Origin of the sequence: Chromobacterium sphagni (assembly GCF_001855575.1) — a bacterium.
Classification (GTDB): domain Bacteria; phylum Pseudomonadota; class Gammaproteobacteria; order Burkholderiales; family Chromobacteriaceae; genus Chromobacterium; species Chromobacterium sphagni.
In genome coordinates, this window is the sequence record NZ_MKCS01000001.1 from 201,573 (window position 1) to 213,501 (window position 11,929).

Below are 11,929 nucleotides of genomic sequence, written 5' to 3' on the forward strand. Positions count from 1 at the left end.
CTTGCCATTCGCTGAGTGTTTCGCTCAAGTGCAATGACATTTAAATTTCACTTTGTGTTGTGATTAATGTGTCGAGAGTTGGCGAGCGCATGGAAATCCGTTTGATCAAGGCAGGACTGGACGATGCCGTCGCGCTACACCGGATGCAGGTGGAGGCGTTTACGCCTTTGCTGCGGAAATATCAGGATCATGCTTTCAGTCCTGCGACCGAGTCCTTGGACAGGCTGATAGAGAAATTAAAACAACCGAATTCCGATTTCTATCTGATCCGGCGCGGCGATGAGTCTGTTGGCGCAATCCGTGTGGTGAGTCTGAATGGCGGCGAGCAAGGCCGGATCAGCCCCGTTTTCATCCTTCCCGCTTTCCAGAGCCAGGGCCTGGCCCAGCAAGCCATACGGTTGGTGGAGCAGTTATATCAACCCAGCCATGGCTGGTGCCTGGATACCATTCTGGAGGAGGAGGGCAATTGCCATCTGTATGAGAAACTGGGTTTTGTCCGTTTCGGCGCAGCCAAATTGGCGCGGCCGGGCATGCATCTGGTTTCCTACCGGAAAGCGGCGGTGGGTTAGCGCCAGCTATCCGGTAGCGACTGGTAAAGATTTATGCTGCCAGCTTAATTGGGTCCCGCCATTACGCCGCCATCCACATCCAGCACCGTGCCGGTGATCCAGCCTGCCTTGTCCGACAACAGAAATTCGATGGCGTTGGCCACGTCATCGGCGCTGCCGATGCGCCCCAGCGGGTGGAAGTTGTTGAAGCCGGCCAGGGCGGAGGGAATGTCTTCCGCCGCGATGAAGGACTGGTAGATGCTGGATAGCACCACCGCCGGGGCCACCGCGTTGACGCGGATGTCGTCGCCGGCCAGCTCCATCGCCAGGTGCTGGGTGAGGGCGTGCAGGGCGGCTTTTTGCATGGAGTAAGCCGACGATGGCGTGGCTTTCACCGCCTGATGCGCCCACATGGAGCCGATGTTGACGATGGCCCCGCCGCCATGGCGGCGCATATTGCGCGCCACCGCCTGGGTGATGAAGAAGAAGGCCTTGTTGATGTCCAGCTGGCGGTCGTAGTCCTGCTCGCTGTGTTCCAGGAAGCTGACCGGCTGAAAGAAGCCGGCGGCGTTGACCAATTGTCCGATGGGGCGGCTTTCCGCGTCCAGGCGGGCGATGAAGGCGCGCACCTGTTCCGGCTGGTACAGGTCGACCACGGCGGTTTCCACCTGGCCGCCGCTATCGGCTTCCAGCTCTTCCTTGGCGGCGGCCAGCTTGTCGGCGTCGCGCGCCACCAGCAGGGCGATCTGGCCTTGGCGCAGCAGGCGGCGCGCGCTTTCCTTGCCCATGCCGCTGGAGCCGCCAACAATCAGGGCGATAGAATGGGAATGTGTCACGCTTGTTCTCCGTATGGTGAGGGGATGGGCGCAGCTTAAAAGCGCGCCAAACCCTTGAACAGCAGGCACAAATCGGTAAGCCACTTACTTTTTGGTGCATCTTGATGAAGGCGCAGGAAAAAAAATTTCCCCGGAAGTCGCCGCCGGAACGCAGCGCGCGCATGGTGGAGAGCATTTACGGCTGCAAATGGTCGTTGACGGTTTACCAGTTGCTGGCCTGCGGCATCAATCGTCCCGGCGAAATGGTGCGCCAGGTGGAGGGTTTGAGCACCAAGGTGCTGAATGAGTGCCTGCGCCGCAATATGGAGTTCGGGATTTTGGAGCGGGTGGCCTACGACGAGTCGCCGCCCCGGGTGGAATACCGGGTCACGCCGTTTGGCGGCAAGTTTGTGCGAGTGCTGGATGAGCTGGAAAAACTGCAGCAGGAGCTGGAGCGAGGTGACGCGCCGCCGGGCTAGTCTTCCCCTAGGCCGTCCGGCCGCAGAATGCGCGCTTTCCGGCCAAGGGAAAACTTTTCGCAAGGCAGGAGCACGATATCAAGGCGCTATCGCTATGGGCCGATTCTTTTGCGGCGCCGGCTATTCGGTGATCCAATAGTCATATCCACAGAATAGGGGCCGACGATGATCTACCCGATGTTCGCGCTGGTGTTGCTGACTTTCTTTGTGGGCATCCGTCTGGGAAGCGCCCGTTTCGCCAATGCCCGCTCCGGGCGGGTGAAGCGCAGCTATTACCGGCTGATGCAGGGCGATGCGCCGCCCGAGGGCGAACTGAAGCTGGCGCGCAATTTCTCCAATCTGTTCGAAGCGCCGATGTTGTTCTACGTGGCCGGCGCCATCGTCATCGCCAGAAATCTGGCCACGCCGGCCATGCTGGCGCTGGCTTGGGGCTATGTCGCGCTGCGGGTGGTCCATACCGCCATCCACCTTGGCTACAATCACCCGCTCCACCGTTTTCTGGCTTTCCTGGCGTCCTGCGTGCTGTTGCTGGCGCTGTGGGGCCGGCTGGCATTCTCTTGGTGAACGCCGGCGCAAAGGGCGAACCGCGGCTTTATCCGGGCAATGAGGAGCGGCCCGGCAGCGTCAACGGGCAATTCCAGCCGCTGGCCAAGGCGCTGTTCCGAGCATGGCGGTATCATGGACGGGTTGTCCGGTTATGGGAGCGACGATGCAAGCCGCTGATCTGCAAGCTTATCTGTACCAGCATATTCCGCTGTCCCGCGCGATGGAGGTGGCCGTGGCCGCCGTCGCGCCGAACGGCGTGACGCTGACCGCGCCGCTGGCGCCCAATATCAACCACCGCGCCACGGTGTTCGGCGGCAGCGCGTCGGCGCTGGCCATCCTGGCCGCCTGGTCCTTGCTGCATACCCGCTTGCGGGCCGAAGGGTGGACCGCCACGCTGGTGATCCAGCGCAACAGCATGGAATACCAGCAAGCCATCGCCGGCGCGTTTTCCGCGCATGCGGTCCTGGCGGACGCCGATGGCTGGGAGCGCTTCATCAAAACCTTGTCGCGCCGCGGCAAGGCGCGCATCGAGGTGGCGGCGGTGTTGGAGTGCGATGGCGCGGAGGCGGGCCGGCTATGCGGCGAGTTCGTGGCCTTGGCCGGCCAGCGGGCCCCGGCAATGCGGCTTGCCCAACCGGGATAGCCGCCATGTCCAATCTGCCATCCCGCTACCCCGGCTCGGCCTGGCCCGACTACCGCGGCGGCAGCCTGCTCAACCTGATGCAGACGCTGAGCGTGGAGCTGGGCGGGCCGGATCTTGGCCACGCGCCGCTGCGTTCCGGCGCGCTGGCCGGCATAGGCCGCCACCGCCATGTCTGCCTGCTGCTGATAGACGGCCTGGGCGACGCGCAGCTGGCCAGGCTGGGGCCGGACAGCCGCTTGCGTGAGCTGCGGCGCGAGGCGCTCAGCAGCGTGTTCCCGCCCACCACCGCCGCCGCGGTCACCACGGTGCTCACCGGCCAGCCGCCGGCGGCGCATGGCCTGATAGGCTGGCATCTGCTGCTGGACGAGGAAATCATCGCGCCGCTGCCGCTGTATGTGCGCCATCCCGGCGCCAGCGCCAGCGCGCCGCAGGCATTGGCCGACGCGTTGTACCGCGCGCCGCCGCTGTTCGACCGCCTGGCGCGGCCGGCGGCCTGTCTGTTGCCGGACTTCATCGCCGATTCGCCGTGCAGCCGCTTTCACGCCGGCGGCGCGCAGCGGCTCGCCTACCATGGCCTGGAGGATGCGTTCGCCCGGCTGGCGGCGCGGCTGGCGTCGCCGGAACCGGCCTTCCATTACCTGTACCTGCCTCAGTTGGACACGCTGATGCATGAGCTGGGCCCGCACGCGGATGCGGCGCGCCTGTTGCTGGACCGGATCGATGCCGGCTTTGCCGGATTGTCGCAGGCGGCCGCGCGCAACGACGCGGCGCTGGTGGCGATAGCCGATCACGGCTTCGTCGCCGCGCCGGCGGCGCAATGGCTGGATCTGGACGCCGACGCCGAGCTGTACGGCATGCTGGCGCGGCCCTTGTCCGGCGAGACAAGGCTGGCCTATTGCCATCTCAGGCCAGGCTGCGCGGAGCGCTTCATCGAACTGGCCAGGCAGAGAATAGGCCATGCTTGTTGGGTGGCGCCCGGCGCCGAGCTGCTGGCCGCCGGCGTGTTCGGCCCCGGGCCGGCGCACCCGGAGCTAGAGCGCCGCTGCGGCGAGGCGGTGCTGATCGCCAGGCCCGGCTGGAATATCCGCGACACGCTGGCGCACGAGCAGCCGCTGCGGCTGGCTGGCGTGCATGCCGGCGTCCAGCCCGACGAGATGAGCATTCCGCTGATCGTGTTCCGGCCGTGAAGCCGGGCGGGCTTGCCACTGCTGCTATGCTGGCATGGTTTTCATCGCTTCAAGGCAGGGCTTTGCATGTACAACAATGACGACCTGGACGCCGCGGCGGCGGCCGGGATTTTCAGTCAGCAGGCGATAGACGACTTCCGCGCGCTGGCGGCGCGGCGGCGCCATACCCAGATGGCGGACGAGGAGCATTTCCGCTTGCTGTCCGGCTTCAACGACATTTTCGTGGTGATCGCCAGCGTGCTGCTGCTGGTTTCGGTCGGCTGGGTGGCCGGCGCGCTGTCCAAGCCGCTGGCGCCGTGGCTGGCGGCGGCGGTGTCCTGGCCGCTGGCGGAATATTTCGTCCGGCGCCGACGCATGGCCTTGCCGGCCATCCTGCTATTGGGCAGCTTCGTGCTGTGCAGCGGCGGCGGGATGCTGGCGCTGTGCCTGGAATGGTTTCCCGGCGATGGCGGGGCGGCCAGGCCGTTGGCGCTGCTGGCGTCCGGCCTGACGGCGGCGCTGGCCGCCTGGCTGCATTGGCGGCGCTTTAGGGTGTCGGTCACCGTCGCCATGGGCGTAGGCGCGTGGGTGGCGATGGCCGCGCTGGCCATCGAGGGGCTGCTGCCGCAGTGGCAGGGCCTGTCCAATGGGGTGTTGGCGGCGGGCGGCGTGTTGGCCTTTTTATTGGGCGTCCACTGGGACCGGCAGGACCCGGCGCGGCAGAAGCGGCAGTCCGACGTGGCGTTCTGGCTGCATCTGCTGGCGGCGCCGCTGCTGGTGCATCCGCTGTTCTCGATGCTGGGCATCATGGACGGCAACACCGGCATGGCGATGCTGCTGGCGGTGATCGCGCTGTACGCGGTGTTCGGCCTGGTGTCGCTGGTGATAGACCGCCGCGCGTTGATGGTGTCGGCGCTGGCCTATGTGCTGTACGCTTTCAACCAGTTGCTGCAGCATGCGGGTTTGCAGAGCGCCGGCTTTGGCGTGGCCGGCCTGTGCATCGCTTCCGGCCTGCTGCTGCTGTCGGCGTTCTGGCAGCCTTGCCGCAGCGCGGTGCTGCGGCGCCTGCCGTCCAAGCTGCGGGCGTGGCTGCCGCCGTTGAAATAGATGTGCCGTGATGGTCCGCAAGATGGCGCGGCGGCGTCTGGCGCGGGCTTCCCGGTACAGGCTGGTGCCCAATGCTGGCCTGCGGCGGATGGAGTTTTACTGACACAGGACGCGCCGACGGCGCGCCAAGAAGAGGGACGCAGATGGAAACCGCTTATGCTGGCAGCGAGTCCGACAAGCACGACATCGACCGCCTGATCGCGGATTTTTTTGCATTGTTCGATAATCGGGACGGCGCCCAGCCCGATCTGGAGCGTATTTTCGTCATGTTCACCGCCAATGGGCGGATCACCAAGGTCGAGGGGACGCAGGCGCAGGAATGGTCGGTGGAGGCGTTCCTCGCGCCGCGCCGCATTTTGTTGTCCGGCGGCGAGTTGCGCGATTTCTGCGAGCGGGAAACCAGCGAGCAGACCTGGATAGGCGGCGACATCGCCAGCCGGATCAGCCGCTACCGCAAGTCCGGTCGGCTGCGCGGCGAGCCGTATGCCGGCGGCGGCGTCAAGCTGTTCCAGCTGATCCGCGGCGCCGACGGCTGGCGCATCGCCGCGCTATGCTGGCAGGACCAGCCATGAGCGCTGCACGCCGTTTGGGGTCGCGGCGGCGCGGCTCTGATCGTACCATTCCCTACCCAGGCTTCGCCTCACCATGCAAGGATCGCCATGTTTCCGCTGATCGTCATCCTTGAAGTCACGCTGCCAGAAGAGGTGCCGCTGGTGGCCGACGCGCTGGAGCGGATGCGTCCGCTGTGCCTGGCCGAGCCGGGCTGCCTGCTGTGGCAGGCCTACCATTCCCAGGCGCATCCGCAGCGTTTCGTGCTGGTCGAGCACTGGGAAAGCCAGGCGGATTGGGAGGCGCACGGCAAGCTGGCCGCCATCCAGGACATCTACCTGCCGGAAGTGCTGCCGCGCGCCAGCCGGGCGGCGCACCCATCGCTGCTGCTGGGCGATGGCGGCTGAATGCCTGCCCGAGCATGCAGAATTGCCGCCAGCGTTCGCCGCGGCTTGCCGGGATGAGCGCTGGGCCGTAGAATGCGCGCTCTCCCGTGACGGGAAAATATCGCGTATTCAATGTGTTAAGGACGTCCCGTGGCCGATATCAACCGCCTGGAAACCTGGATCAAGTACAAGAACGGCCTGTGCGGCGACTGCATGGCGTCCTGTTGCACCATGCCGGTGGAGGTGAGGCTGCCGGATTTGATCCGCATCGGCGTGGTGGACCAATTCGAGCTGGAAGAGCCGATCAAGAACATCGCCAAACGGCTGGAAAAGCAGCGGGTGATCCAGCATTTCAACTTCAAGAACAGCTTGTTCACGCTGGCGCAGCGCGCCAACGGCGATTGCCTGTACCTGGACGCCAACACCCGGCGCTGCACCATCTACGAGCGGCGGCCCAATACCTGCCGCAACCATCCCAAGGTCGGCTCCAAGCCGGGCTTCTGCGCCTATACCCGCAAGCCGGACCAGCCCAGATAGATTCAATTATCATGCCGGCTCCTGGTTTTGATCGGGAGCGGTGATGTCGAAACAACTGATTGAACGGTATTGGCGCTGCTGCGACGCGCGCGACTGGGACGGCTTCGCGTCAACCCTGCATCCGGATGTCGAATACCGGGTGTCGCAAACGCGCGGGCGGGTGTGCGGCGTGGAGTGCTGCGTCGCCTTCGACGCCACTGACCCTGGCCTGGACGCTGGAAATCATCCGGCTGCTTGCCGACGCCAATACGGTGGCCAGCGAGATCGCGTTCCACGTGGAACAACCGGTCCAGACCGGCATCTGTTTTTCACGGTGCAAGACGGCCTGATCTGGCGCACAGACGACGGATGGTCGGAAGACTACGCGCCGCCGGCGCGCGCGGTGGCGATGGAGCGTTACTGAGGGGCTTTCGGCGACAGCGGCTTCGGTCGCCGAGCCGGCATTGCCCGGCCGGGGGACCGGCCGGGCGCTTGGACGCCTATTGCGCGGCGGGAGGCTGCGCCGGCGCGGTTTGAGCGGCGGGCGCGTCTATCATGGTCATGTCGTGCAGCGACAGCGGCACGCTGGGCTGCACCCGGGAGGTGTCGAACGGGCGGGAATTGGCATCCTGGGCGCTGGCAATGCCGGTTGCCAGGAACAGGCAGGCCATCAACGGCGCGTACAGTCTGGTCATGACGAAGTCCTTTGCTGGTGGATGAATGGATGGCCCGCGGTGTTGTCATTGCCGTCAGCGGCGGCGAAACGCCGGTGGGCGTGTTTCCAGTATTGTCAGCGTTTTGACGAAAGGCATTGCCGGAAATTCCCTTTTTGTTTCAATATGTTAATTGAGTTAAAAAAGACGGCGTAGCGACTGTTTGGCATGGCTTGCGCCGTGGCGAAAAGCCATGCCGGGCGGGTTTACAGCCGCGGCGGCGGCAGATAGGCCGGGGCCATGCGCTGGCCGGGCAACTGGTTGCCCTTGGCGTACATGCATTGCTGGTAGGCGATGTTGTAGCGGGTTTGCGCGTCGTAGCCGGCGTAAGCGGCGTTGGAGCCGCCTGCCGCGGTGCCGGCCAAGAGGCCGACCCCGGCGCCGACCCCCGCGCCCTGATGATTGCCGCCTATCAGCGCGCCGGCCGCGGCGCCCACCACCGTGCCCAGCGCCATATTGGTGGCCAGGTTGGTATTGGCCGCCTCGTTGTTGCTGACGCCGCTGCTGCCGGCGGCGTAGGCGCGGCATTGCTGCTCTTCCTGGGCGAAGATTTCAAACGGCTTGCCCGGCGCCGGCATCACCGCCACGGTGGGGCCGGTGGGCAAAGTGGTGCAAGCGGTCATCAGCGGCAGCAGCAGCGCGTAATAGCGTTTTCTCATGAGGGTTCTCCCTGGCTATTGCGGCTTGGCCGGAACGGTTTTCCAGCCTCCCGGGCATTCGCTGACATAGGGGTAGTACTGTTTCACCGCCTTGCAGTAATACCAGACCTGGGCCGGCGCCGGCGGGGCGGCGGCGATGGGCGGCGCAGGCGGCTCCATCGGCACGGCGGGCGCCATCGGCGCAACCACTACCGGCGGCGCGTACAGGCTGGGGTAGGGATAGATGGGCGCGGTGTAGAAGTACCAAGCGCCGCCGACCACCCACCACCAGCCGTTGCGGCCGTGATAGTAGCCGTGGTTCCAATATCCTCCGCGCCAGACGTCTATGCTGATGCGCGGCGGTCCGCCGTGGTGGTAGTACGCCTCGGCCGGTGCGACGGCGGCCACTGCCAGCGTGGCCGCCAGGATTACGCCGCTCAAGCGGATGTAGCCTTTCATGATGAGCCTCTTTCTGCCGGGTTCACCGGTCCCGCCAACCCGCCGTCAACGGGCTGGCCGCATATGTGAAGGTAACGCTCAGCCATTGGCCGGCGCGGAAGCGCCGTGCTTGTCGTGGTGCTGCCACTTGCCGTGCGGACGATGCAGATGGTCCATGATCTTCTGTTGTTCCGGCGTCAACTGGGCGTAGAAGGTTTTCAGCGCGTCCAGGTGTTTCTGCATTTCGGCCTGGCGGTGCTGCATCATGCGTTCCATTTTTTCCGGCGCGGTGGCGTTGTCGTCCATTGGCTTGGCCATTTTCTCGTGCTTCATCGACGCGGTGAAGGTTTGCCAGGCGGCTTCCTGCTGCGGCTGGATCTTCAGCTTGTCGTGCAGCATCTGCAGATGCTTGGCCATCATCGCCTCCCGCTTGGACGGGTCCATATGCCAGCCTTTGGCTGCGGAGTCGGCGCCGGCATCCTGGGCGTAGACGGCGCCGCTGCCGACGATCAGCAATCCGGCGAGCAGCAGGGGCTTGAGCAGCTTGGTCATGGTATTTTCCTTCCATTGTCGGGTCTAGGTGATTGCAGTATTGGATGCAATTGTCTGGCGAGTTTTTCGCTGAAAATCGCATGTGTTTAAGACTGTTAATCCGCAATACCTTGTTGATATCTATCTTGAGCGGAGGTGAAGCCCGGCAGGCTGGGCTAGAGTGAAGACTGATGACATCGGGGAGAGCGCAATGGCCAAGGCGGACAAGGCGGGGTGGTGGTCGTGGGGTCAGCACTGGACGGATTACTGGACCGACGCCGCCCAGCGCGGCCTGTTGTTCTGCGATGCGCTGCGCGAGCGGGGCGATACCTATCTGGAGCACGCGGCCTCCGGCAATCCGCCGGTGCTGGTGTTCGACTTCGACATCATCGTCGACGGGCGCGAGCTGCCGCAGCCGGTCAACTACGCGCTGGCGGCGATCCGCCCGCCGGACGGCTGCCCGGCCACCGATGCCGGTAAGCGGCCCTTCGTGGTGATAGATCCGCGCGCCGGCCACGGCCCGGGCATCGGCGGCTTCAAGATGGACAGCGAGATCGGCATCGCGATGCGCCAGGGCCATCCCTGCTATTTCGTGATGTTTTTTCCGGTGCCGGTGCCGGGCCAAACCATAGAATGCGTGTGGCGGGCGGAGAAGGTGTTCCTGCAGAGGGTCAACCAGCTGCATCCGTGCGGCAGCGCCGGCAAGCCTTTCGTCATCGGCAACTGCCAGGGCGGCTGGGCGCTGGCGATGTTGGCGGCGTCGGCGCCGGAACTGGTGGGGCCGATCCTGCTGGCGGGCTCGCCCTTGTCGTATTGGGCCGGGGTGGCTGGCAAGAATCCGATGCGCTATCAGGGCGGACTGATGGGCGGCACCTGGCTGGCCTCGCTGGCCGGCGACCTGGGCAACGGCCAGTTCGACGGCGCGCAGCTGGTGGGCAATTTCGAGCAATTGGACCCGGCCAACACCTATTGGAAGAAGGCCTATCACCTGTACGCCAATATCGACGGCGAGCGCGGCCGCTTCCTGGAGTTCGAGCGCTGGTGGGGCGGCCATTACCTGCTGAACAAGCAGGAGATGGAGTGGATCAGCCAGAACCTGTTCGTCGGCAACCGCCTCAGCCGCGGCGAGGTCTACCTGGAGGATGGCGAGCAGCGGATAGACCTGCGCCAGATCCGCTCGCCCATCATTGTGTTCGCCTCCTGGGGCGACAACATCACGCCGCCGCAGCAGGCGTTGTTCTGGATCGCCGACCTCTACCGCAATGTGGAGGACATCCGCAGCAACGAGCAGACCATAGTCTATTGCCTGCACGAGCAGGTGGGCCATCTTGGCATCTTCGTCTCCGCCGGCGTCGCCAACAAGGAGCACAGCGAACTAGCCAGCGCGCTGGACCTGATCGATGTGTTGCCGCCCGGCCTCTACGAGGCGGTGATCACCGACACCCACCCGGAAACCCCAGGCCTGCAATACCTGCAGGGCCGCTACATCATCCGCTTCGAGCCGCGCGAGGTGTCCGACATCCTGGCGCTGGGCGACGGCCGCGACGGCGAGCGCGCCTTCCAGGTGGTGAAGCGGGTGGCGGAGATCAACCAGCAGCTGTACGACTGCTTCGTCTCGCCCTGGCTGCAGGCCTTCAGCTCGCCGCAGTCGGCGCACTGGCTGCGCGAGACGCACTCGTCGCGGCTGGAGCGGCGCTGGTTCTCCAGCGGCAATCCGCTGTTGGGCAGCCTGCCGGACTGGGCCGCCAAGGTGCGGGAAGCGCGGCGGCCGCTGAGCAAGGACAACCCGTTCTGGCAATGGCAGGAGACCGTGTCCAACTGGAGCGCCAGCGTGCTGGACGGCTGGCGCGACCAGCGCGACACCTTCAAGGAAATGGCTTTCCGCATGGTTTACGACGCGCCGCTGACCGCCGCGCTGGTGGGGCTGGATCCCAAGCGCGAATACAGCGTGCGCCGCCAGCAGGGCGGCTGGGAACGCGGCGAAATGCTGCGGCTGAAACGGCGCGAGCTGGAGGAGTACTATTCGCAGGGCGGCGCGGTGGATGGCTTCCTGCGCTTGCTGATTTATGTCGCCATCGGCACCGGCGTGGTGGACGTGCGGCCGTTCAACGCCATCCGCCGCGTGATGCAGGACACCGGGCTGGGCGAGGAGCTGACGCTGGAGGAATTCAAGCAGGCGGTGCGGCGCCAGACCTGGCTGGTGCGCAACGACGAGAAGCGCGCGCTGGAAACCATAGGCGACCTGCTGCCGGACGAGCAGCAGCGGCAGATGGCGCTGGAGCTGGTGATGCTGCTGCTGGCCGCCGCCGGCCCGATCAGCGTGGAGAAGCAGCAAAGGCTGGGCCGGGTGGCGCTGGCGATGGGGGTGGATGGCGGCGGGGCCAGGATGGCCGATCCCGGCAACTTGTATCCGCCGGAGGATGCCGCGCCGGCTAAGGCGCGCGCCAAGCGTAGCCGGCGCAAGGCGGGGCCCGCCAACTAGCTTTGCCAGCGGGCGGGAGCGGCCTTACACTCGGCGCTTTCACACATTACGCAGGATATGCACCGGATGAGCGCACCGCAGGCCAACAACCCCACCCACGGCGTCACGCTGGAGAAGATGCTGACCGAGCTGTTGGCGCATTACGGCTGGGACGGACTGGGACAAAGGGTCAATATCCGCTGTTTCCAGCAGGACCCCAGCATCAAGTCCAGCCTCACCTTCCTGCGGCGCACGCCCTGGGCGCGCGCCGAAGTGGAATCTTTGTACCTGCAGTTCAAAAATCGTCCCGCCGCGCCGGCGGATGCCCGCCCCCGGCTGTTTGGCAAGAAGCCGGGCGGATAACACTTTTGTCCGCCAGCTGCGTTATGCAGG

General features: G+C 65.3%; 17 protein-coding genes. 12 read left to right on the plus strand and 5 right to left on the minus strand.

Translation table 11 applies throughout. The features are described from left to right. Window positions 1-89: 89 nt before the first annotated feature. On the plus strand, window positions 90-569 hold the full coding sequence (locus BI347_RS00985) for a GNAT family N-acetyltransferase (protein WP_071115120.1): 480 nt from the start codon (window positions 90-92) through the stop codon (window positions 567-569). A gap of 44 nt (window positions 570-613) precedes the next feature. Here BI347_RS00985 and BI347_RS00990 read toward each other — a convergent pair whose 3' ends face one another. After that, a complete protein-coding gene (locus BI347_RS00990) occupies window positions 614-1,384 on the minus strand; it encodes an SDR family NAD(P)-dependent oxidoreductase (RefSeq protein WP_083338612.1) in 771 nt (256 codons plus the stop codon). Window positions 1,385-1,545: 161 nt separating this feature from the next. Between BI347_RS00990 and BI347_RS00995 the strand changes: the two genes are divergently transcribed. The 9 genes from BI347_RS00995 to BI347_RS22415 all read left to right on the plus strand — a co-directional run bounded on the left by BI347_RS00995 (window position 1,546) and on the right by BI347_RS22415 (window position 7,179). Further along, on the plus strand, window positions 1,546-1,842 hold the full coding sequence (locus BI347_RS00995; RefSeq protein WP_204377985.1) for a winged helix-turn-helix transcriptional regulator: 297 nt from the start codon (window positions 1,546-1,548) through the stop codon (window positions 1,840-1,842). Between the two features lie 165 nt (window positions 1,843-2,007). Then, window positions 2,008-2,406: an MAPEG family protein gene (locus BI347_RS01000; protein ID WP_071115122.1), complete on the plus strand. Its 399-nt coding sequence runs from the start codon at window positions 2,008-2,010 to the stop codon at window positions 2,404-2,406. 145 nt (window positions 2,407-2,551) lie between these two features. Continuing rightward, window positions 2,552-3,031 carry a YiiD C-terminal domain-containing protein gene (locus BI347_RS01005; RefSeq protein WP_071115123.1) on the plus strand — a complete coding sequence of 160 codons (480 nt, stop codon included), beginning with the start codon at window positions 2,552-2,554 and terminating at the stop codon, window positions 3,029-3,031. A gap of 5 nt (window positions 3,032-3,036) precedes the next feature. Next, complete coding sequence (locus BI347_RS01010) at window positions 3,037-4,218, plus strand: alkaline phosphatase family protein (protein WP_071115124.1); 1,182 nt, start codon at window positions 3,037-3,039, stop codon at window positions 4,216-4,218. Window positions 4,219-4,284: 66 nt separating this feature from the next. Beyond that, window positions 4,285-5,304, plus strand: a complete 1,020-nt coding sequence (locus BI347_RS01015) for a hypothetical protein (RefSeq protein ID WP_071115125.1) — start codon at window positions 4,285-4,287, stop codon at window positions 5,302-5,304. A 143-nt stretch (window positions 5,305-5,447) separates the two neighbouring features. Then, window positions 5,448-5,876, plus strand: a complete 429-nt coding sequence (locus BI347_RS01020; protein WP_071111631.1) for a hypothetical protein — start codon at window positions 5,448-5,450, stop codon at window positions 5,874-5,876. 87 nt (window positions 5,877-5,963) lie between these two features. Continuing rightward, entirely contained in the window at window positions 5,964-6,260 is a 297-nt protein-coding gene (locus tag BI347_RS01025; protein WP_071115126.1) for a putative quinol monooxygenase, read from the plus strand. Window positions 6,261-6,389: 129 nt separating this feature from the next. Then, on the plus strand, window positions 6,390-6,776 hold the full coding sequence (locus BI347_RS01030; RefSeq protein ID WP_071111629.1) for a YkgJ family cysteine cluster protein: 387 nt from the start codon (window positions 6,390-6,392) through the stop codon (window positions 6,774-6,776). Window positions 6,777-6,819: 43 nt separating this feature from the next. Next, complete coding sequence (locus BI347_RS22415) at window positions 6,820-7,179, plus strand: nuclear transport factor 2 family protein (protein WP_204377986.1); 360 nt, start codon at window positions 6,820-6,822, stop codon at window positions 7,177-7,179. Window positions 7,180-7,255: 76 nt separating this feature from the next. Here the strand turns inward: BI347_RS22415 and BI347_RS01040 are convergent, their stop codons facing one another. The 4 genes from BI347_RS01040 to BI347_RS01055 all read right to left on the minus strand — a co-directional run bounded on the left by BI347_RS01040 (window position 7,256) and on the right by BI347_RS01055 (window position 9,096). Next, entirely contained in the window at window positions 7,256-7,450 is a 195-nt protein-coding gene (locus BI347_RS01040) for a hypothetical protein (protein ID WP_071111628.1), read from the minus strand. Between the two features lie 224 nt (window positions 7,451-7,674). Next, window positions 7,675-8,127, minus strand: coding sequence for a YMGG-like glycine zipper-containing protein (locus tag BI347_RS01045; protein WP_071111627.1), 453 nt, complete (start codon window positions 8,125-8,127; stop codon window positions 7,675-7,677). A gap of 15 nt (window positions 8,128-8,142) precedes the next feature. Continuing rightward, complete coding sequence (locus BI347_RS01050) at window positions 8,143-8,565, minus strand: hypothetical protein (protein WP_071115128.1); 423 nt, start codon at window positions 8,563-8,565, stop codon at window positions 8,143-8,145. Between the two features lie 78 nt (window positions 8,566-8,643). Further along, window positions 8,644-9,096 carry a Spy/CpxP family protein refolding chaperone gene (locus tag BI347_RS01055; protein WP_071111625.1) on the minus strand — a complete coding sequence of 151 codons (453 nt, stop codon included), beginning with the start codon at window positions 9,094-9,096 and terminating at the stop codon, window positions 8,644-8,646. Window positions 9,097-9,286: 190 nt separating this feature from the next. Here BI347_RS01055 and BI347_RS01060 point away from each other — a divergent pair, with 190 nt between their 5' ends. Then, a complete protein-coding gene (locus tag BI347_RS01060; RefSeq protein ID WP_083338613.1) occupies window positions 9,287-11,557 on the plus strand; it encodes a TerB family tellurite resistance protein in 2,271 nt (756 codons plus the stop codon). A gap of 66 nt (window positions 11,558-11,623) precedes the next feature. Further along, on the plus strand, window positions 11,624-11,899 hold the full coding sequence (locus BI347_RS01065) for a VF530 family protein (protein WP_071111624.1): 276 nt from the start codon (window positions 11,624-11,626) through the stop codon (window positions 11,897-11,899). Window positions 11,900-11,929 lie beyond the last annotated feature (30 nt).

Coding starts and splice junctions, on each gene's coding strand:
- BI347_RS01025 (WP_071115126.1), top strand. CDS start 5,964: ATGTTTCCGCTGATCGTCATCCTTGAAGTCACGCTGCCAGAAGAGGTG.
- BI347_RS01050 (WP_071115128.1), bottom strand. CDS start 8,565: ATGAAAGGCTACATCCGCTTGAGCGGCGTAATCCTGGCGGCCACGCTG.
- BI347_RS01065 (WP_071111624.1), top strand. CDS start 11,624: ATGAGCGCACCGCAGGCCAACAACCCCACCCACGGCGTCACGCTGGAG.
- BI347_RS01005 (WP_071115123.1), top strand. CDS start 2,552: ATGCAAGCCGCTGATCTGCAAGCTTATCTGTACCAGCATATTCCGCTG.
- BI347_RS01020 (WP_071111631.1), top strand. CDS start 5,448: ATGGAAACCGCTTATGCTGGCAGCGAGTCCGACAAGCACGACATCGAC.
- BI347_RS00995 (WP_204377985.1), top strand. CDS start 1,546: ATGGTGGAGAGCATTTACGGCTGCAAATGGTCGTTGACGGTTTACCAG.
- BI347_RS22415 (WP_204377986.1), top strand. CDS start 6,820: ATGTCGAAACAACTGATTGAACGGTATTGGCGCTGCTGCGACGCGCGC.
- BI347_RS01015 (WP_071115125.1), top strand. CDS start 4,285: ATGTACAACAATGACGACCTGGACGCCGCGGCGGCGGCCGGGATTTTC.
- BI347_RS01010 (WP_071115124.1), top strand. CDS start 3,037: ATGTCCAATCTGCCATCCCGCTACCCCGGCTCGGCCTGGCCCGACTAC.
- BI347_RS01060 (WP_083338613.1), top strand. CDS start 9,287: ATGGCCAAGGCGGACAAGGCGGGGTGGTGGTCGTGGGGTCAGCACTGG.
- BI347_RS01055 (WP_071111625.1), bottom strand. CDS start 9,096: ATGACCAAGCTGCTCAAGCCCCTGCTGCTCGCCGGATTGCTGATCGTC.
- BI347_RS01000 (WP_071115122.1), top strand. CDS start 2,008: ATGATCTACCCGATGTTCGCGCTGGTGTTGCTGACTTTCTTTGTGGGC.
- BI347_RS01045 (WP_071111627.1), bottom strand. CDS start 8,127: ATGAGAAAACGCTATTACGCGCTGCTGCTGCCGCTGATGACCGCTTGC.
- BI347_RS00985 (WP_071115120.1), top strand. CDS start 90: ATGGAAATCCGTTTGATCAAGGCAGGACTGGACGATGCCGTCGCGCTA.
- BI347_RS01040 (WP_071111628.1), bottom strand. CDS start 7,450: ATGACCAGACTGTACGCGCCGTTGATGGCCTGCCTGTTCCTGGCAACC.